21 protein-coding genes are annotated in these 19,795 nt (G+C 45.0%); 13 read left to right on the top strand and 8 right to left on the bottom strand.

Going from position 1 to position 19,795, the window contains the following annotated elements; all coding sequences use genetic code 11:
• Positions 1–39 precede the first annotated feature (39 nt).
• The 5 genes from DK187_RS16435 to DK187_RS16415 all read left to right on the top strand — a co-directional run bounded on the left by DK187_RS16435 (position 40) and on the right by DK187_RS16415 (position 6,413).
• Positions 40–2,352, top strand: coding sequence for an alpha-L-rhamnosidase (locus DK187_RS16435; protein ID WP_204355642.1), 2,313 nt, complete (start codon positions 40–42; stop codon positions 2,350–2,352).
• Positions 2,353–2,409: 57 nt separating this feature from the next.
• Positions 2,410–3,687 (top strand): ABC transporter substrate-binding protein, encoded by a 1,278-nt coding sequence (locus DK187_RS16430; protein WP_111608418.1) that lies wholly within the window; start codon positions 2,410–2,412, stop codon positions 3,685–3,687.
• A 62-nt stretch (positions 3,688–3,749) separates the two neighbouring features.
• On the top strand, positions 3,750–4,610 hold the full coding sequence (locus DK187_RS16425; RefSeq protein ID WP_111608417.1) for a carbohydrate ABC transporter permease: 861 nt from the start codon (positions 3,750–3,752) through the stop codon (positions 4,608–4,610).
• On the top strand, positions 4,607–5,431 hold the full coding sequence (locus DK187_RS16420) for a carbohydrate ABC transporter permease (RefSeq protein WP_111608416.1): 825 nt from the start codon (positions 4,607–4,609) through the stop codon (positions 5,429–5,431). Before DK187_RS16425 ends, DK187_RS16420 begins: the two co-directional genes overlap by 4 nt.
• Positions 5,432–5,435: 4 nt before the next feature.
• Positions 5,436–6,413: an ABC transporter ATP-binding protein gene (locus DK187_RS16415; RefSeq protein ID WP_111608415.1), complete on the top strand. Its 978-nt coding sequence runs from the start codon at positions 5,436–5,438 to the stop codon at positions 6,411–6,413.
• A gap of 75 nt (positions 6,414–6,488) precedes the next feature.
• Here DK187_RS16415 and DK187_RS16410 read toward each other — a convergent pair whose 3' ends face one another.
• A complete protein-coding gene (locus DK187_RS16410) occupies positions 6,489–7,637 on the bottom strand; it encodes an alpha-hydroxy acid oxidase (RefSeq protein ID WP_111608414.1) in 1,149 nt (382 codons plus the stop codon).
• A gap of 119 nt (positions 7,638–7,756) precedes the next feature.
• Between DK187_RS16410 and DK187_RS16405 the strand changes: the two genes are divergently transcribed.
• The 3 genes from DK187_RS16405 (at position 7,757) to DK187_RS16395 (ending at position 9,422) form a co-directional block, all read left to right on the top strand.
• Positions 7,757–8,656, top strand: a complete 900-nt coding sequence (locus DK187_RS16405) for a LysR family transcriptional regulator (protein ID WP_111608413.1) — start codon at positions 7,757–7,759, stop codon at positions 8,654–8,656.
• 4 nt (positions 8,657–8,660) lie between these two features.
• Positions 8,661–9,002: a ribbon-helix-helix domain-containing protein gene (locus tag DK187_RS16400; protein ID WP_204355641.1), complete on the top strand. Its 342-nt coding sequence runs from the start codon at positions 8,661–8,663 to the stop codon at positions 9,000–9,002.
• Positions 9,003–9,179: 177 nt separating this feature from the next.
• Entirely contained in the window at positions 9,180–9,422 is a 243-nt protein-coding gene (locus DK187_RS16395; RefSeq protein WP_111608412.1) for a hypothetical protein, read from the top strand.
• A gap of 83 nt (positions 9,423–9,505) precedes the next feature.
• Here DK187_RS16395 and DK187_RS16390 read toward each other — a convergent pair whose 3' ends face one another.
• Positions 9,506–10,081, bottom strand: coding sequence for a DoxX family protein (locus DK187_RS16390; protein ID WP_111608411.1), 576 nt, complete (start codon positions 10,079–10,081; stop codon positions 9,506–9,508).
• Positions 10,082–10,311: 230 nt separating this feature from the next.
• Here DK187_RS16390 and DK187_RS16385 point away from each other — a divergent pair, with 230 nt between their 5' ends.
• Complete coding sequence (locus DK187_RS16385; RefSeq protein ID WP_111608410.1) at positions 10,312–10,728, top strand: GNAT family acetyltransferase; 417 nt, start codon at positions 10,312–10,314, stop codon at positions 10,726–10,728.
• A 17-nt stretch (positions 10,729–10,745) separates the two neighbouring features.
• Here the strand turns inward: DK187_RS16385 and DK187_RS16380 are convergent, their stop codons facing one another.
• The 3 genes from DK187_RS16380 to DK187_RS16370 all read right to left on the bottom strand — a co-directional run bounded on the left by DK187_RS16380 (position 10,746) and on the right by DK187_RS16370 (position 13,873).
• Positions 10,746–11,723, bottom strand: a complete 978-nt coding sequence (locus DK187_RS16380) for a 2-hydroxyacid dehydrogenase (RefSeq protein WP_111608409.1) — start codon at positions 11,721–11,723, stop codon at positions 10,746–10,748.
• 1 nt (position 11,724) lies between these two features.
• Positions 11,725–12,684, bottom strand: coding sequence for a sugar kinase (locus DK187_RS16375; protein WP_111608408.1), 960 nt, complete (start codon positions 12,682–12,684; stop codon positions 11,725–11,727).
• A 172-nt stretch (positions 12,685–12,856) separates the two neighbouring features.
• The gene (locus DK187_RS16370; RefSeq protein WP_111608407.1) at positions 12,857–13,873 is read right to left on the bottom strand and encodes a LacI family DNA-binding transcriptional regulator; all 1,017 of its coding nucleotides are present in this window, start codon (positions 13,871–13,873) and stop codon (positions 12,857–12,859) included.
• Positions 13,874–13,987: 114 nt separating this feature from the next.
• On the opposite strand from DK187_RS16370, the gene DK187_RS16365 reads away from it, so the two are divergent.
• The 3 genes from DK187_RS16365 (at position 13,988) to DK187_RS16355 (ending at position 16,499) form a co-directional block, all read left to right on the top strand.
• Positions 13,988–15,061 (top strand): zinc-binding metallopeptidase family protein, encoded by a 1,074-nt coding sequence (locus DK187_RS16365; RefSeq protein ID WP_111608406.1) that lies wholly within the window; start codon positions 13,988–13,990, stop codon positions 15,059–15,061.
• Between the two features lie 118 nt (positions 15,062–15,179).
• Positions 15,180–15,524, top strand: coding sequence for a DUF6172 family protein (locus tag DK187_RS16360; RefSeq protein ID WP_111608405.1), 345 nt, complete (start codon positions 15,180–15,182; stop codon positions 15,522–15,524).
• 249 nt (positions 15,525–15,773) lie between these two features.
• Positions 15,774–16,499, top strand: coding sequence for a DUF2076 domain-containing protein (locus DK187_RS16355; protein ID WP_111608404.1), 726 nt, complete (start codon positions 15,774–15,776; stop codon positions 16,497–16,499).
• 63 nt (positions 16,500–16,562) lie between these two features.
• Here DK187_RS16355 and DK187_RS21265 read toward each other — a convergent pair whose 3' ends face one another.
• From DK187_RS21265 to DK187_RS16345, 3 genes are read right to left on the bottom strand one after another with little or no spacing between them, the layout of a single operon-like run.
• Positions 16,563–17,357 carry a multicopper oxidase family protein gene (locus tag DK187_RS21265; RefSeq protein ID WP_204355640.1) on the bottom strand — a complete coding sequence of 265 codons (795 nt, stop codon included), beginning with the start codon at positions 17,355–17,357 and terminating at the stop codon, positions 16,563–16,565.
• A gap of 12 nt (positions 17,358–17,369) precedes the next feature.
• Positions 17,370–17,918 carry a multicopper oxidase domain-containing protein gene (locus DK187_RS21260; RefSeq protein ID WP_204355639.1) on the bottom strand — a complete coding sequence of 183 codons (549 nt, stop codon included), beginning with the start codon at positions 17,916–17,918 and terminating at the stop codon, positions 17,370–17,372.
• Between the two features lie 29 nt (positions 17,919–17,947).
• Positions 17,948–18,820, bottom strand: a complete 873-nt coding sequence (locus DK187_RS16345) for a LysR family transcriptional regulator (RefSeq protein WP_204355638.1) — start codon at positions 18,818–18,820, stop codon at positions 17,948–17,950.
• Between the two features lie 108 nt (positions 18,821–18,928).
• Between DK187_RS16345 and DK187_RS16340 the strand changes: the two genes are divergently transcribed.
• Positions 18,929–19,795: a DMT family transporter gene (locus DK187_RS16340; protein WP_111608402.1), complete on the top strand. Its 867-nt coding sequence runs from the start codon at positions 18,929–18,931 to the stop codon at positions 19,793–19,795.

Here is a 19,795-nt window from a genome sequence, read left to right as displayed (position 1 = left end):
ACAAGTCATTATAAAAATAAGCAGAAAGGACTACTTAATATGCGTAATAAAGTTTTATCCCATAGTTTAGCGGTCACTTGGGAAGCCGATATGATTTCGCCATTGTGTGATGGCGGTGTTGGTTCTCGTTCGAGTTTTGTTTGTTCCGAGTTTGTATTGCCTACAATCAAAAGTGCTGTGCAGTTAAGTATCTCAGCGCTAGGGCTGTACCAAGTATTCTTGAATGGTCGTAAAGTGGGAGATGATTATCTCACGCCAGGCCTGACGTGTTATGACGACCGTCTTTCTTTTCAAACCTATGAAGTAAAGGAATACCTACAACCTGGTATTAATAAAATCGAAATCTGGCTCGCGGATGGCTGGTATCGATCACAGATAATGTGGGAAGACTGCAAAATCTTAAATTGCTGGGGTGACACGCTTGGCGTAATTGCACAGCTTGAAGCAGACGATGACATAGTGTGTAAGACCGATAAAAGTTGGCGTTCCGGTGTTACCCCAGTTTTGCAATCTGGTATCTACTTTGGCGAAGACTATGATGCTCGTGAAGATACGCTTGTAGCGTCTCATGGCGTGAAAGAAATCGAGTTTGATAAAGTTTTGTTGGTTAAGCATGAAACCAATGGGGTGAAAGCATTATCTGCGGTAAACCCCCTGAAAACCTGGCAAGAAAACGATAATCTGATTGTCGACTTTGGGCAGAATTGCAGCGGTGTTATTCGTCTTAAAGTTGAAGGGGAAAGAGGGGCAAAACTGTATATTGATTTTGCGGAAGTATTAGACGCTGAGGGGCGTTTTGATCGTCGAAATTACCGTGCAGCGCGTGTGGCAAATCAATATACATTAAGTGGAAATGGCATTGAATCGTATGAACCTCGTTTTACATTTATGGGATTTCGCTATGCAAGAGTGAAAATAACAGGCGATGCTAAATTGCATGCCATTCAACAGATTCCTTTAACCTCGGTTCCGCAAGTCATGGCTGGATTTGAGTGTGATGTCCCCGCTGTTAATCGACTTGTGCAAAACACACTGTGGTCACAACGTTCCAACTTTATTGAAATACCAACCGATTGTCCGCAACGCGATGAGCGTTTAGGTTGGACGGGGGATGCGCAAGTGTTCGCAGGGACCGCTTGTTGGTTGGCCGACTGTGAGTCCTTTTTTATTAAATATTTACGTGATGTGATGCACGACCAACGTCCTAATGGTGCCATTTCGCATTTCTCTCCCGATCCGACTCTACTCTATCCCGATAAGTTTTTCGGTGATTGGGCGGGGTCTACAGGCTGGGGGGATGTGATTACGGTCATGCCTTGGCAGATGTATTTGCATTATGGCAACGTGGATGTGCTTAAAGAATGTTTTCCTGCCATGCAACGTTGGGTGGATTACCTTTGGTCTATTTCTGACGGCCCGATCATAAAGCCGAACTTAAAATGGGGCGCTCATGGCTTTACCTTTGGTGATTGGTTACAGCCTGTTGGCGATAATCGTAAACCTCGACCCACTATTGCGGATGATTGTGCGGCGACTCTTTATCACTATATCTCCACAGATATAGCGGCAAAAGTAGCGAACCTTCTTGCTCTGACGGATGCTTCTACTGCACTAGAACAACGTGCTGCGCGTATAAAAACCGCTTTCGCCGATGAGTATTTTAGCAACACGGGTCGTCTTGCGCACAATGATCAAACCTCTTATGCACTGGCATTTTTGTACGATTTGGTACCAGAACAATATTATCGGTCAGCCAAACAATATTTTCACGATGTGATCGTAGACGCTGATTATCTTATAGGTACAGGATTCATTGGTACGCCTGCCTTGTTACCAGCGTTAAGCAAGCTTGGTATGACGGATTTGGCTGAAAAGGTGTTTTTAAACAACAAGGTGCCAGGATGGTTATATCAAGTTGAGCGTGGCGCAACGACCATTTGGGAGCGCTGGGATGCGATTGGCGAAGACGGCACTATTTATGATCCAGATATGAACAGCTATAACCATTATGCATATGGTGCGGTTTGTCAGTGGTTGTTCGAGTCCGTTGCAGGCGTAAGTCCTGTTGCACATGCGCCAGGTTATCAAGAAGTATCGATCGATCCAACTTTCTTACCCGCCTTAGGCCAGGTGTCTATGTGGCATGATTGCCGTTTAGGTCGGATAGAGGTTAGGTGGAAATTGGAGGGAAATAAAGCCAGTTATGCACTGTCTTTACCGGATGGCTGCACGGGGATTTTGCTTCTTGATGAACATAAAAAAGTGGCGCAAGTAAATGGTCAATCAGTCGGTAATTTATCCAGTAACAGAATGCGTTTGACTGGGAAGAATGAGCTTGTCTTTAGTCTTTAACCTTTGGTCCATAATAGTATTTTTTACCCAACAATAAATTTAAAAAAGGGGTGTAATATGAAAAACAGAGCGAACAAACTGATTATCTCAACTTTCGTTGTATTGGGTGCGTCCATATCAAATGCGACTGAGTTAAGCATACTTGTCGATAACAGCCCAGATACTGTGGCTTTAACGCAAGCCCTGACATCTGCTTACAGCAAACTTAACCCTGATATAACGTTTGAGATCGAGTTAAGACCTGGAGGAGGTGAAGGGGATAATATTGTCAAAACGCGCCTTGCAACAGGTGAAATGGCGGATGTTTTTCTCTATAACTCAGGGTCGTTATTGCAAGCTTTGCGACCCTCAAGAACACTTGAGCCTATTAATGATCTGGCTAATTTCTCCAATATTTTGTCGAGTTTCACCAGTACGGTGAGTGACGACAAGGGAAATGTTTATGCTGTGCCGATACAAACTGCGATGGGAGGAGGCATATTTTATAACAAGCGTGTTTATGAAGAGTTAGGACTTAAGGTGCCAAAAACGTGGCAAGAGTTTATGGAAAACTGCGCGATTATCGCCGAAAAATCAAAATCTGCGCCCATTGCGCAAACCTATAGAGATACATGGACCTCACAATTACTTGTCCTTTCTGATTTTTTTAATGTGCAAGCAGAAAAACCAAATTTTGCGACAGACTATACGAATAACAAGGCTAATTTTGCTACTACGCCTGCGGCATTGAGAGGCTTTGAAAAGCTTCAGCAGGTGTCTGAGGCTGGCTATTTTAATGATTATTATGGGGCTGCGACTTATAACGATGGCTTAAACATGGTTGCCACTGGTAAAGCGGCTCACTACCCTATGCTGACGTTTGCTATTCCCTCTATTAAGCTGAATACGCCAGATTATATTGAGGATGTTGGGTTCTTCGCTCAACCTGGAGATGACGCGGATAAAAATGGCTTAACGGTTTGGATGCCGGCCGGTTATTACATTCCAAAAGAAAGTGATCAAAAAGAAGAGGCTAAAGCTTTCCTAAACTACATCGCAACAGTCGACGCTTGTGATGCCATTACTAAAGCCATTGGTGCCAATGGCCCTTATCTAATAAAAGGCTGTACTCTACCGGATAATGTTTACCCTGCGGTGAAAGACATGTTGCCTTATTTTCAAGAAGAAGGCCGCACAGCTCCCGCTTTAGAGTTCCTTTCGCCAATAAAAGGTCCAATGCTTGAACAACTTACCGTTGAGGTGGGATCGGGTATTAGAAATGCACAATCAGCGGCTGAGCTTTATGACCAAGATGTTGCGAAGCAGGCCAGACAGCTGAATCTACCAAATTGGTAAGGGCTTTATCTCCTTGTTAGCGCTGTAAAAAGGCGACTAATAAGGAGGTGATTGGAGGATTTATGAAAAGTAGTCGATCTTACCCATATTGGTTTATTTTACCGGGAGGGCTGGTGTATCTGGTGCTATTTCTAGTGCCAACGGTTGCCGCTTTTTGGTTTAGTTTGACCCATTGGGATTTATTTGAAACCCGTTTTATTGGTTTGGAAAATTATTATCAGTTTTTGAGGGAGCCTTTTCTAATCACTGGGGTTGTGAATACGGTGATTTTTGGTGTGCTTACATCTATAGCCAAGTCTGTTTTGGGATTGTTACTGGCTGTTTTATTGACATCAGGCTTACTGGGACAAAGCTTTCTAAGAACCTTGATTTTCTTCCCTGTTTTGGTCTCTACCATAGGTGTCGGCATTGCCTTCGCGGAAATCATGCACCCAGCAAGAGGGATGTTAAACATAGGGCTAAGTTATTTTGGTATTCAAGGTCCTGCTTGGCTGATTGATCCTAATTTGGCGCTTTTCTCTGTTGCCTTAGTGGATATTTGGAAAGGGGTTGGGCTGGCCACACTGATTTATATTGCAGGTCTTGCGACCATAAGTTCTGATTATTATGAAGCTGCACGCATTGACGGTGCTACTAAGTTGCAAATGTTTTTCCGCATAACGGTTCCCCTGGTTCGTCCGGCTACAGTGACAGTGGTAACGCTTTCTTTGATTGGTGGCTTACGTTCATTCGATATCATTTGGGCGATGACAAAAGGCGGCCCTGGATTTTCTTCTGATGTATTAGCTTCGGTTATCTATAAACAGTATCAGGCTGGTTTCTATGGGCTTTCGACAGCAGGTAACATTATTTTGTTTGCGCTGGTGGCTTTTATTGTGATTCCTCTAACGTATTGGTTCAACCGTAGAGAGGTGGACTTATGAAACGTCAGCAAATTATCAATGGTGTTATAGCTCTGGTTATTGGCGTTTTAATCTTTGTTACGCCTTTTATTTTTATTGGCCTCACGGCGGTAAAATCGGCGGCAGAGGCTTCTCAACTAGGGCTATCATGGCCTTCTGAATGGTTATTTTGGGATAACTTAGTGGCAGTAATTCAAGCCAGAAACTATATGTTGCTGCTTGCCTATTTTAATTCAACCGTGATTACCGTTGGTGCTATTTCATTGTTAGTTATTTCTGCGGCTATGATTGGTTATGTTATACAAAGAAGACCATCTAAATGGAATGGTTTTATTTACGCTTTGATACTGGCCGGATTGATGATTCCGCCTGCCGTTGTACCAACGATTTGGCTGCTTAAAGAACTGCATTTATTTAAAACCTTACACGGTATGATTTTGATACAGGTGGCCTACGGTCTTTCTTTCTCGGTACTGCTGTTTCGCTCTTTTATTGCCAGTATTCCAAGAGATCTTGATGAAGCCGCCATCATTGACGGTGCTAAACCTTGGCAGGTATTTTTTAAAGTTATATTGCCCCTGTTAAAACCAGTAACGGTAACGGTTATCTTGGTTCAATCTGTGACCATATTTAATGACTTTACCAACCCACTGTATTACTTGCCGGGCAAAGATAACGTGACCGTACAATTGACTCTGTATAACTTTCAAAGTCAGTTTTCTTCCCAGATGAATTTGCTTTTTATGAACATTCTTCTCGTCACCATACCGCCTCTTATTATGTTTATTTTCTTTAATAAGCAAATTGTAAAAGGTATGACCGCTGGCGCAGTAAAAGGATAAAACGATGGCTACCGTAAGATTAAAAAATATACACAAAGAATTTAATGGCGTTAAAATTCTGAAAGGCATTGATTTAGACGTGAATGATGGCGAGTTTTGTGTGTTTGTCGGACCTTCCGGCTGCGGAAAATCCACCTTGTTACGTATTATCTCAGGTTTGGAAGACGCAACCAGCGGTACCATTGAGATCGGAGAAAAGGATGTCACTAAATCCGATCCAATTGATCGTGGCATTGCTATGGTATTTCAAAGTTATGCTCTATATCCGCACCTGACTGTCAGAGATAATATTGGCTTTGGTCTTAGTTTAGCTAAGCGCCCTAAAAGCGAAATTAAAGAAAGGGTTAATGCCGCCGCTGAAATGTTGCAGCTTGAATCTCTTCTGGATCGCAAACCCAAAGATCTGTCTGGTGGACAGCGTCAGCGTGTGGCGATTGGTCGGGCCATCGTACGAGAGCCAGAAGTGTTTTTGTTTGATGAACCGCTTTCTAATCTGGATGCGGCGTTACGTTCTAAAATGCGCATCGAATTGACGGAGCTGCATGCCACTTTGAATGCCACCATGATCTATGTTACCCACGATCAAATTGAAGCCATGACAATGGCTGACAAGATTGTGGTACTCAATGCAGGTCATATTGAGCAGGTTGGCACGCCTATGGAGCTATATCATCATCCCCAGACGCCTTTTGTAGCCGGTTTCATTGGTAGTCCAAAAATGAACTTGTTTGAAGGGGCTATTGCCAAGGAACATAACGCTGATCTTTACGGAATACGTCCTGAGCATTTGACTTTATCGCCGAAAGAAGGGAAATGGAAAGGCGTTGTTAAGCACATTGAACAATTAGGTGCGGATGCCATTGTCCATATTCACGTTGAGTCATTGGGAATGCTGGTGGCCCGTGCGGATGGGGACTTCTCTATTACGGCTGGAAGTACTATATACGCCACACCACAAGAGGGAAAAGAACATCTTTTCTAGGGGGCGACACGATCAGTAAAAAGAGGGACTCTATTTCTTCCCTCTTTTTATTTAGCAGTCTAATACAGTCGAAGACTAAGACCGAAACCGCAGGTTATCTCTCGTCAGTTGATCAATTGATGTTTTGCCCATGAGCTTCATGTCGCGTTCGAGTTCGGCTTTCATGAGTCCGAGTGCGCGCTCGACGCCGGGTTGTCCTGCGGCGGCGAGTGGGTATAAGTACATGCGGCCGATGCCGACGGCTTTTGCGCCGAGGGATAAGGCTTTGAGTACGTGGGTGCCGCGCTGTACGCCACTGTCGAAGATGACGTCGATTTCATCGCCCACTTCATCGACGATTTCTGCGAGCTGATCGAATGAGCTGCGGGAACCATCAAGCTGACGACCGCCGTGGTTGGAAATGATGATACCCGTGCAGCCAATTTCCACTGCTTTACGAGCGTCTTCTCGACTCATAATGCCTTTTAAGCAGAACTGTCCGTCCCAGAATTTCACCATCTCTGCCACGTCGTCCCAGTTCATTGATGGATCGAGCATGTTGGTAAAGTAGTCGCCAATTGAGGTGGCACCAGAGCCCATGTCGACGTGTTCTTCCAGTTGCGGTAAGCGAAATTTCTCGTGAGTCACGTAGTTAATGCCCCACATAGGTTTCAGAATAAATTGCAGCATGCCTTTTAGATTTAATTTAAAAGGAATGGCGAAGCCTGTGCGAAGGTCGCGTTCGCGGTTGCCGCCAGTAATGGAGTCAACGGTGAGCATCATTACTTGTATGCCTGAATCTTTGGCGCGTTGCATCATGGCACGGTTGAGCTCTCGGTCTTTATGAAAGTAAAACTGGTAGACCTGAGGGGTGGTGGTTTGCTTGGCGATTTCTTCCATGCTCACGGTGCCAAGGGAGGAAACGCCAAACATGGTGCCGTATTTTTCGGCGGCATTGGCGACGGCTCTTTCGCCATCATGATGGAATAAGCGTTGTAGTGCGGTGGGTGAGCAATAGATGGGCAGTGCGAGTTTTTGCCCCATGACGGTGACAGATAAGTCCACGTTTTTTACGCCAGTCAGGACGCTGGGCACAAGATCGCAGGTTTCAAAGGCGGCGGTGTTGCGGCGGTAGGTGGTTTCATCGTCTGCGCCGCCATCAATGTAATTAAAAATGGGGCTTGGTAGACGTTTTTTGGCTAGGGTGCGAAAGTCTTGGAAATTGTGGCAATCTTTGAGACGCATGGATTTTGCTCCTTTTATTTTATTCCTTAACTATAGTCCTAGTTTTATTTGTGATAAATACGACATAAAGTAATAAACTGTTTCTTAAAACGTCTTAATGGAAAAAGGGATAATCGATTGTGAACGCTGCAGACTTAACGCTTTTTGTGAATGTCGCCGATGCGGGTTCGTTTAATAAAGCCGCAGAGCAAGCAGGCTTGTCAACGCCAGCGCTGAGCAAACGCATTAGTAAACTGGAACAAGATCTCGGTGCGCAGTTGATTCATCGCACCACAAGACGACTCAGTCTGACCGAAGCGGGCGAGAGTTTATACGTTCACGCCAAAAATATTGAAGGCCAAGTAAACGATGCGATTGCCTCAGTGTCGGCCTTTAGCCAAGGCTTAACAGGCACCATAAAGATGTCTGTACCGACGATTTCGGGGGAGTTATTACTGGCCGAAGCCATTGCCGAGTTTTGTCAGAAATATCCCAATATCAGCGTGGATATGCGCCTAGAAAATGACTTTGTGGATTTGGTGGGCGAAGGACTGGATCTGGCGATTCGTACAGGCAAGCTGGAAGACTCTAGTTTGATCGCCAAGCCGTTAATTCAATCCAACTGGATTGTCTGTTGCTCGCCCAGTTACGTGGAGCGTCATGGCGAAGTCAGAGATTTAGAGGCTTTGAAAGACCATAACTGTCTAGCTTATACCTACCAAGCCCAAGGCTCGTTCGATTGGCGCTTTACCCGAAACGGTATCGAAGAGAGTGTGCGAATTAGCGGTAGCTTTGCCACGAATAATGCCCAAGCATTACGCAAGGCCGCCTTGGCAGGTTTTGGAATTGTCTATGTGCCGCGTTGCAGTGTGTATGAAGATTTGCAGCAAGGTAAGCTGGTCGCTATCTTGACGGATTATCAACCACGCCGACTGGGGGTCTACGCTATTTATCCTTTTACTAAATACCTGCCGGAAAAACTGAGGTTATTGATCGAGCATATCAAGCAGGCGTATCAGAATAAGAAAGAATATTTTTGATAGGATGGTGAAAGAAAGTCTAGATGAGCGTTTATTTTCTAGTTATGATGCTGAGTTACATCATAACTGCATCATGGAGTGTATTGAGATGACCAGAGCCAGTATTTCCATTACAGAGCCTAATGCCGAATGGCTTCAGTCTCAAATTGACAGCAAAGAGTTTTCCAGTCGTAGTGATGTCATTAACGATCTCATTCGTAAAGCACGTCAAAAAGAAAATGAAAATAGTATCGAGGAGCTTCGTTCTGCATTGATTGCTGGCGAAAAAAGTGGCTTAAGCCTGAAAACACCAGAGGAGATTATCCAAACCGTGATGGATAAGCACCGAGAAAATGACAGCTTATAAACTACTCAGGGTATAAATACGGAACTTTAAAGAAACGAAGCGGCAAGCAAAAATACAACCGACTTACTTAAGCTCAACAGTAATACTTTTAGCCAACCACCTAGGTGAGAGGCTTTCCATTTATCTGTTTTGTCCTTATTCTTAACTTTTTAACCCTTTATTTCGATGGGAACATTTATGTCTGGTCAAGGTTCTGGTGGCAATGTACTGGCTGCGTTATGTAGCGTTTTTATTCCTGGATTAGGTCAATTAGTCCAAGGACGCATCTTTATGGCGTTGTTCTTTTTTGTAACAACCGCTGTGAGTTATGCCTTGGGCGCGACTGTTATCCTGTTTTTCATGTGGCTGGTCGGAGCGGTTTTTCACCTATGGTCTATCATTGACGCCGCGCGTTTTTCTCGAATTCGTTCGGTTTTATGATGTGGGTTTGATGGCGGAAAAATGTATTGTATAAAAAGGAGCCAAGTTGAAATCGGCTCCTTTTTTATATTCTGCGTACGGCTTTAGAATTGCTTTTTAAGCAGGCGATCTAGGGAAAAATAACCGCCACCAAATGCGGCAATTAACAACGCGCCAGCCGTCCAGAAAATAGAGGCAAGTTCTGCTTTTAATTGTACTGAAGCAAGAAAGGTCCCGCCGCCATCGGCTAAGCGTTTTATGCCATTGGCAGTGAAAAACTCACTGCCAGAGTTCAGTGCCTCTATGCCTGCTTGGGTTAATAACGCATCGCCATAAGGATGAGCGAAATGGAACCATAATGTGATGGCTAACATGACCGTATTGGCTAGTGCGATGGGGCGCGTTAGCAAACCTGCCGCAATAAACATACCACCAAAAAACTGCATGCCAGCTAGCATAGGAGACCAAAGCCAGCCGGGATAAAAGCCTAGGTTTTCGACAAAACTGACTTGGGCAAATGGCGCGACTATTTTAGGCCAGCCTTCAATCACCAACATGCCGCCAATAATAATGCGAAACAATGCCCAGCCAAACGGTTGAGCAAACACATTGTAGAAATTGCTCATAAATGGCAGGTATAGATGGTTTTTTTCGTTCTTAAAGACAGGTAAATTGGACATGTTTTCCCTCTCGACGTTGGTCGTTTCCATAGGTGGTTTTGATAAGCAAGAGAATAGCATTAGGTATTTTTATAGTGCTGATTTGGATCAAGCCATCGCTATTAATATAAGGTAAAATTGAGAATGAATGCTATTTGGCTAAATAGTCCTTTTTAGTCTAAAAACGTTTCTATGGTGAAAATCAGCAATAAAATAGTCTTTTTCCATTATAAAGTAGGCAGATATTGAGCATGAAAATTAGAGTGTTTGATAATAAAGACCAAGATCAGGTGGTTGCTCTATGGCATGCCTGTGGCCTTGTGGTTCCGCAAAATGATCCGATCAAAGACATCGACAGGAAGCTTAACGTCGATCCTGATTTATTTTTGGTGGGTCATGTAGGAGATGAAATCATTGCTACTGTGATGGGCGGTTACGAAGGCCATCGTGGTTGGATTAATTATTTAGCGGTAAAACCGTCGCACCAAAGAAAGGACTTTGGTCAAGCGATAATGCAAGCTGTGGAGGCCCTGATAAAAGCCAAAGGCTGCCCAAAAATCAATTTACAAGTTCGTTCTTCTAACGAAGCGGTTATTCGGTTTTATCAATCTTTAGGTTATGGCGTAGAACCTGTGATTGGCATGGGTAAGCGCCTAGAAATAGATTAAGACAGATAGCCAATAGGCTATCTGTTCAACAAATGCTGATTGGCGCAGTTCTGCGAGATGTCGCCATTAAGCGCATTGATTAGGTTGTCCACTGCACAGGTAATCATCGCCAAGCGAGTTTCAGCGGTTGCAGATCCTATGTGAGGAAACAAGACTGCGTTGTCGAGTTTGCAAAGCGGCGAATCGCCAGATAAAGGTTCGACTTCAAAGACGTCTAAACCCGCCGCGCGAATAGTGCCATTGCCTAGGGCGTCGATAAGCGCCGCTTCGTCGATGACTTTGCCGCGAGAACCATTAATAAAAATGGCGCTTGGTTTCATCATAGCAAATTCTTTTGCGCCGATTAATCGTTCCGTTTCGGCGGTTAATGGTGTCATCACACAGACAAAGTCGGATGTTTTCAGCAGTTCTTCCATTTCCATATAGGTGGCATTTAAGTCTTGTTCGGCGTCCAGTTTGCGACTCCGGTTGCTGTATTGAATCTTCATATCAAAACCAAAATGCCCTCGTTTGGCGATGGCATATCCAATACGACCCATACCAATAATGCCAAGGGTTTTACCGTGCACATCGGTGCCGTAAAGTGCTTCCCCTATGTTGCTGGTCCAGCGACCTTCACGCACCATGTTAGATAGCTCAATCGCGCGTCGTGCTGTGCACATTATTAGAGTAAACATGGTGTCGGCAGTGGTTTCATTCAGCACACCAGGTGTGTGCATTAATGGTATGCCACGCTCGGTGAGGTAATTCAAGTCGTATAGATCTGTACCAACGGAAATCGTTGATGCGGCTTTAAGCTTAGGAGCAAGGCTCAATAGTTCTGCACTCATCTTCGTACTGGTGCCTATTAAGCCTTCTGCGTCGGCAAGGGCCGCTTTAAAAGCCTCTTTGTTGTCTTCATGGATGCCATTGAAGAAAGTGACATTAAACTGCTCGTCAAGTCGCTGGCGCTCTTCTACTGGAATGTCTCGGTATAAAATGACTTTTTTCTTCATTTCATGACTCCTTTTCTAACTGGTTAAGTGCGGCTCTAGTTGGCAAGCCTTCGCTGTCGCCACGCACTTGCACCGTTAAAGAGCCTAGCAGATTGCCGCGGCGAGCAGCTTGTTCCATTGTTTTCCCTTCAAGCAACGCCGATATCACGCCAACGGCAAAGCTATCACCAGCCCCCACCGTATCGACCACTTTTGCTACAGGAAAGCCAGCGACGGTGCCAGATTCTCCACTACTGGTTTTGAAGTACGCGTCTTTGCTACCAAGCTTGACGATAACCGTTTTGACGCCATGTTGCAGATAAAAGTCTGCAATCACTTCTGGTTGGTCACTGCCTGCGAGAATTTTGCCTTCTTCTATGCCCGGCAAAACAATGTCGCTGGCAAAGGCAAATTCATTAATGGTTGCCACCATGGTCGCTTGATCTGGCCACAAAGTAGGGCGCAAATTGGTATCAAAAGACACGCTACAACCTTGTTCTTTGGCTAGGTTTAAGGCGTGCTTTGTTGCTTCACGCATTGTGCTAGATACTGCTATCGAGATGCCCGTTAGATGCAAATGGGTACCCGCTTTGAATAAATTTTCGTCTATGTCTGTCGTGCTTAACGTGGAAGCGGCCGAATTTTTGCGGAAGTACTCGACCTTAGGATCGCTGCCATCGGTGACATTGGATTTCAGCATAAAACCAGTAGGGTGACTGGTACTTGTAGAAATCCAATCCGTACGAATGTTTTCTTTACGGATCGCTTGGCAAATAAATTGACCAAAACTGTCTTTACCGACTTTACTAATGTAGCAAGCTTCAAAACCTAAACGTGCCATACCGATAGCAACGTTGACTTCTGCCCCAGCCAAAGAACGATGGAACTCTTCAATGTCCGCAAGCGGCCCCGGTGTTTTCGCCACAAACATGGCCATGGTTTCACCAAGCGTGACAAAAGAGGGTGTTTGTTTACTTTGCATGTAGATTGCCCCTGAGGTTTATTTTATGCGTTTATGGAGGTCAAAAAGTATTCGATGAAAGTATCATGGAATCGATTCCATGAATAGGCTTTGTCATCGTCTTTTAGGTATTTTGTGTTTGTTTTTTGATCAGCTTGGTTTTATCTAAATGTTTTTTGTAAAGGTGCTAGCACTAGGTGGAATGACGGATAACGAGTTCGGCTTTGAGTTTGATATGTTGTGCGGGTTCGTTGTTGCCTTGAACTCTGGCGAGTAATCGTTCACAGGCAGTTTGGCCGATGAGTTGTGTTGGCTGACGCATGACGGTGATGCCGCCTTCAAACAGTTGCGCCCATTCAGGGTCGTCTATGCTGATTAAGCCTATTTGTGTACCGATGCGCATGTCTAGTTGTTTCAAAGCTTTCGCGGTACTCATCATGGCGACACCATTGGTGGTGAAGAGGGCTTTTTTACGATTTGGGTGAGCGGCGATAAAGTCTGTAATGACCTTGACTAATAAGCTGACGCTCATCTTTTCGATTTCAATGACATCGCACGTTATGTTGTCGTTTGCTTTGGCGAAGGTTTGAATGGCGTCGACCCTTGCTTGGCGAGGATCAATGGCGATGGATTCGGTCACCACTAAAATAGAGTCATAAGCTTGGCGTTTTAAGTGTTCGCAGGCGGTTTTTGCGGCGGCTTCATTGTCTAGCCCGACGGTATCGAAACCGAGGGAGGTGTTGATCCGATCAACCAGCACCAAGGGGCAAGAAAGGCGCTTTAAACTGCTGACTTGTTTTTGTTCCATACCAGCTGTATTGACGATGATACCGTCGACGCGGTGGGCTTCCAATAAAGACAAATAGCGGTCTTGCAGTTCGTTTTGATTATCCGTGTTGCAGACCATCAGCATGTAGCCTTCGCGACGGCAGATATGTTCTATCCCTTGTAGCACATCAATGGAATAGGGGTTGGTGACATCCGCCAGTAATAATCCGATGAGTTTTGAATGCCCCGCTCTGAGCATGCGGGCGGAATGGTTTGGACGAAAATCCAGATGAGCAATGGCCTGCGCGATTTTTTCTCGCAGCTCGTCTGATAATTTGTCTTGTTCCCCATTAAGGTAACGTGAAACACTGGTCTTACCCACTTTGGCGTGTTTTGCCACGTCTGAAATAGTGGTGAAGTTTTTCTTGTTTTTCTTCAACAATGTGTCGTCTCAATCGTTGTATTTTATGAGTATAAGAGTAGGTGATTTGCCGTACTGTAAACTATGATCCTAGCAGGGCGCAATTATTGACCGTTTTTTGATAGCAGGAGCGTTATGAAAATTTTCAGTTGTCAGCAATGTGGGCAGACGGTGTTATTTGAAAACACGCACTGTGAGCAATGTTCATCGTCGTTGGGGTTTTTGCCAGATCAATTAGTGATCAGCGCACTAAAATCAGTTGATAATGCTTGGTATGCGATGGCGGATAAATCCATTCCTGCAAAGCGTTGGTACTACTGTGAAAACCATCAACATCAAGTGTGTAATTGGATGGTGGAAGAAGGTGGCAGTACGTTTTGTGTTGCGTGTGAATTGAATCGCCATATTCCCAATTTAGGAAAAATAGAAGAGCGTCAGGCGTGGCAGCAGTTAGAGTTTGCTAAGCACCGGTTGGTGTATTCTATCTTGCGTCTTGGTTTGCCATTAATCAGCAAGAAAGCAGAGCCGGAAGACGGTCTGTCATTTGATTTTATTTCCGAAAATAATCAGGTCCCAGAAGATGCCAGTGCGATGACAGGGCATGCTTCTGGACAAGTCACGATCAATGCGGCCGAGGGAAATTCAGTTGATCGTGAACAAATGCGCGAAGACATGAATGAATCCTATCGAACCGTGATTGGCCATTTTCGTCATGAAATTGGGCATTATTATTGGGATCAGCTAATTGCAGAAGATGAACAGTGTTTGGCCGATTTTAGGGTTCTTTTTGGTGATGATCGAGAAAGTTACGCCGATGCATTAGAAGCGCATTACAATGCACCAAATCCAGATTGGCAGCAGTCTTTTGTGAGTGTGTATGCGTCTTCACACCCTTGGGAAGATTGGGCTGAAACCTGGGCGCATTATCTGCACATCGTCGACACCTTGGAAATGGCCAGTGACCTTGGTTTGAGTTTGCAGCCTATGGGATCGAATCGACAAACGCTTGCCGTGATGGTCAATATTGATCCTTTTCGACATGACAACTTCGATGATATTTTAGCGCAATATGTGCCGTTAACCTTTGCGGTGAATAATCTTAATCGTGGCATGGGGCAACCGGATTTGTATCCTTTTGTGTTGGTTCCCGCGGTGCGTGAGAAGTTGGCATTTATTCATCGTTTGTTGCGATCTTATACAGCGGAATAATTGGTGAGACAGGGATTTTATCGACTTTTCATGGCGACAAATAAGGCGATCCGTTATCATGCTCGGCAATGGGAGCATGATAACCTCATCTCCTGACCTTTAATCCTTTAGGATCCCAATGAAAAAGACCTTTAAGTTATCTCATCCCACCATCAAATACCCACGTTTAGTTGAAGCAACGAAAAACGAAGTCAAAAAATATTTAAAAAGAGAGCGCAATAAAAAATTGCCAGAATACGCTGACTTTTGGGGGTTCGATTGTCGCTTTGGTCAAACCGAAGCGCAGGCTGAAGAGATTCATGTCGCGCAAATCAATGAAAAAATCAGCTTTGCTGAAAGCCAAGAGTGGACTGAGTTTTATCTTGAAATTCTAGCGGTGCCAGCACAACGGATGAAACGAGATGATGCTGATGAGCAAGAAGATGAAGATCTAGAAAGCGAAGTGCATGACGAAGATCGATAAGCATTGCGATTAGATCACAAACATAAAAAAACGCCAGATCAGGATATTTTGATCTGGCGTTTTTGTTTTCAACCTAGTGCGTTGTTTATTGTTCGCAACTAAGTAAAAATCTTAACTCATTTCAAGATCTTGTTTCCTTTTTCCTGACTCTTTAATCACTTGTTCGCGTGCTGCGTGGCCTTATTATTGGAGGATCGCAGGCTGATTTTTTAAGATGTCTGCTGACTATTGTGTAGTGGAGGCAAGGGCATGAATAACGAAGCGAGTGTTTTGATTGATAGTTTGTTTGAGCGTATTGGGACGGCAGAAAAAAACACCGGAGAGCGAGATAAAGAAGCAGAAGCACAGATTAACAAACACCTAGTGGCAAATCCTGCCGCACCATATTACATGGCGCAAACTATTATCATGCAAGAAGCCGCGTTAAAGCAGCTAAATGCTCGGGTAGAAGAATTAGAACGCAATGCTTCTGCCAAGCCGAGTTCTGGCGGCTTTTTATCTGGGTTGTTTGGTGGTGATCAGCAAACATCACAAAGCAATGCTCAACAATCGGCTTATCAAAGCTCGGCGCAACCTCGTTCTGGTTGGGGAAGTGGCAACGGCTCTCATCAAACGGCTAACCAGTCGCCCAATAATCAAGCGTATAGCCAGCCACAAAGTAATGGTCGTGGTAGTAGTTTTTTAGGGGGCGCTTTGCAAACGGCCGCTGGTGTGGCTGGTGGCATGGTGGTGGGGAATATGTTGATGAATATGTTTAGCCATCATTCTGAAGCAGACATGGCCAATGTTATTAATGAAACGCCAGCTAGCTCTGACCTTGGTGCAGCGACAGAGGCAGACCAAGGTGGCTTTGGTCAGGCAGGGTTTGATCAAGCTAATATGAATCAAAGTGATTTGGACTCTGGTGGTTTTGATCAAGGAGGTTTTGACGATATGGGCGGCTTTGACGATTTTGGCAGTGACGACTTCATTTAGTTTTTCGTTTAAAACAAAGCCAGATCTACATGGTGTGATCTGGCTTTGATTGATTCGCCATTCTTATGTGACTTCAACAAAACTCATAAAACCGGTTTTTAGATGCTCTATGATATGACAGTGATACATCCAACGCCCTGGATTATCGGCCACGATCGCAGCTAGGACGGTTTCGTTCTGACCCAGTAAAACTGTATCCGTATGAAATGGTGTGATGTCTTTTTTATTCGATTTTAAAACCGTGAAAGTATGACCATGTATGTGAATCGGATGGTGATATTGGGTTAAATTCGACAGCTCGAAAATGTAGGTTTTGCCTCGCTCTAATGTGGCAAGAGGGTCAGGAATGTGGCCTTTTGACATGCCTTCCCACGAGCGGCGATTCATGGTCCAAAAATTATAACTCACCTTGCCGTCTTTTTCGATTGGCGTGATGTTAGCGTTCCACTCGAAAGCAAATTTAATGGTTTCTGCGTTCTCTAAATCGGGTGCAGGAATTGGGTTGAGTGGCAGATTAGGTAAACGGCGATCTTTAAGTTGGCTCGCCACGGCTTTGATGGTCACCATGGGTTTACCCTTGTGTTTAAAGGTGACGGTTTCTCCCACTTTGCTAGGCGCGATTACACCAAGGTCAAGGCGCATGCCAGGCGCTGTCATATGCTGGGTTAAGGCTACGGGTTCGGCGATTGGGTTACCGTCAATGGCGATGATTTGCGCATCTGGATCGGTTGAGTTTATTTGATACATCACTGTGTTATCGACGTTTAAGAAACGTACTCGAATCGCTCCACCAGCGGGCACGTTATAGGTTGGGTGTATCTCACCGTTGATCGTCATCACCCGACTAGGCGTGCCCATACGAAAGGCATTTTATGGTGTTGTCAACGCGGTAAAAGAGCCATCGTCTTTGATGTGCCAGTTCTTCATACAAAGCACCAGATCTTCATCAAAGTCCGGCTTCTCGGCTTCGTCCACAATCAATGCGCCAACCAAGCCTTTGCCCAGTTGTTCGACACTGTTCATATGCGGGTGATACCAAAAAGAACCCGCATCGGGTGGCGTAAACTCGTAATCGAAGGTTTCGTCTGGCATGATGGGTGGTTGGCTTAAAAACGGCACGCCATCCATCTCAATCGGGATTCTCATGCCGTGCCAATGAATCGTGGTGGGTTCGTTTAATTTGTTGATCACACGAATACGAACTGGCTGATGTTGTTTGGCACGAATCACAGGCGCAGGATAACCGCCATTAAAGCAAAGTGCAGGCGTGCTGCCGCCAGATACAATGTTCACATCGGCTGGCGCAACGATTAATTCATAGTCGAAACCCGCAGACGGTGTAGCAGCAAGAACGACTCTAGGCAGGGTACTTGTCATAGCGACTAAAAGGCTGGATTTTATAAAATGACGTCGGTTCAAAACGGTCTTTCCTATGAATGGTTTGATGCTTATCTGCAATGGTTATATTGCTGAATCATCTTAGTAAACGCGTCTAAAGCGGGAAAATGGCCACCATCATTGCGCCAAATAAAGTGGTTTTCAATGGTTTCTAGTTCTTCGAATTCATATCCGACTAATCCCATGCCCGATTGATATTGTTCGTAGATGCCTTTTGGAACCAGTGATATGCCGCTTCCCGCGCTGACACAGCCAATAATGGTACCGTAGCTGGCGATACTGGTGATGGGCGCTTTTACCTTGTTTTGGCTTAGCCACGTTGCTAGTGCCGCTCTATATGGACAAGGTTCTGGCCACATGAAGAGGGTTTTTCCTTCTATATCCTTCGCGGACTTGATGGGATCGGCAGAGGCGGAGGAAATAAGCACTAGCGCTTCATTGAAGAAAGTGGTGCTGTCTAAAAAAGGGCGATCAATATCAATGGCGACAATGGCGCCATCCAGTCTGTGATGCTGTATGTCGTCTACAAGTTGTGACCAAGTCCCTGTTTTAAATTGCAGCTCAACGTTTGGGTATTGCGCGTGAAACTTTGTCAACACCGGTGGTAAACGACTGGTTGCTGAGGATTCAATGGCACCAATGCGCAGTAGGCCAGAGGGTTCAGATGTTGGATCAACGGCTCGTTTGGCTTCTTCTGTTAGCGCTAAAATCTTCTCGGCATAAGTGAGAAACACTTCACCTGCTGGCGTAATGCGCAGCCCGCGCCCTTGTCGGTAAAACAGCGATACCTTTAACTCAGCTTCAAGTGCTTTAATTCTCGCGGTCACATTAGAGGGAACACAGTGTAATGCTACAGACGCTTGTGCCACGCTGCCAAGATTGGCGACGGTTTTAAACATTCGGATTTGAGCGAGTTCCATCATTCATTCCAAGTGAATACTGATCTCAGTATTCGTTAATTGTTGTATCGAGCCTTTCTCTTAATACTAACCCCTTCTTTGATGGCGAGTGAACGCAAAATAGGGTGATGTATGAAAAAAGTGAAAGGAAAGGTGGCCATTGCGGCGATGTTTGTGGTGCTGTGTTGGGCGTATTCCCCCATTGGTATTCACATCGGCCTTGCATCATATTCGCCCGGTCAGTTAGCGTTATTACGCTTTATCATCGCCTCGATTTTTATGGGAATAGTGGCGATGTATCAGGGTGTGCAAGTGCCTAAATTTAAGGATATTCCCTTATTGTTTGTGCTTGGTTTTTTTGCCGTGGCCTTGCATCACATTGCGCTAAATTTTGGTCAGCGCGGTGTGAGTGCGGGGGCGGCGAGTGTGTTAGCGCAATCGACGCCGATTTTTACCGTAATTATTTCGCGCTGTGTTTTAAAGGAGCGGATTAATGCATGGCGTTGGTGCTGTGTATTCGGCGGCATGGTAGGCGCGCTGATGGTAGTGATTGGCGACAAAGGCCTCGGCAATATCAGCCTGAATGGTTTACTGATTCTGGTGGCAGCGTGTTCCTGGAGTGTGTATTTCATTCTGCAAAAACGTTATTCGCAGCGTTACAGCACTTTAACCATGGTGTGTTATACGGTGTGGACTGGTACGGCGGTTTTACTGGTATTTTCCCCCGGATTATTGACCTCGATGCAGGCTTCGAGTATTCAGGTGAATTTTGCCGTGTTGATGTTGGGTGTCTTTCCGAGCGCCTTAGCGTATGTGGCTTGGGCTTATGTATTGTCGCATTCAGAAGTCAGCAAAGTATCTATTGTACTGTATTTGATTCCGCCGACCGCCATGCTGATGGCGGCGTTTATGTTGGGTGAGTTGCCTTCTGCTTTGGTGCTGCTAGGTGGCGCCATTGTTATTTTGAGTGTGCTGGCAATGAGTTTAGCAAAGCGTTAA

The organism is Marinomonas arctica (assembly GCF_003259225.1).
Lineage (GTDB): Bacteria > Pseudomonadota > Gammaproteobacteria > Pseudomonadales > Marinomonadaceae > Marinomonas > Marinomonas arctica.
Note: the sequence above shows the minus strand (reverse complement) of the source record. Positions and strands in the feature narration are given on the sequence as shown.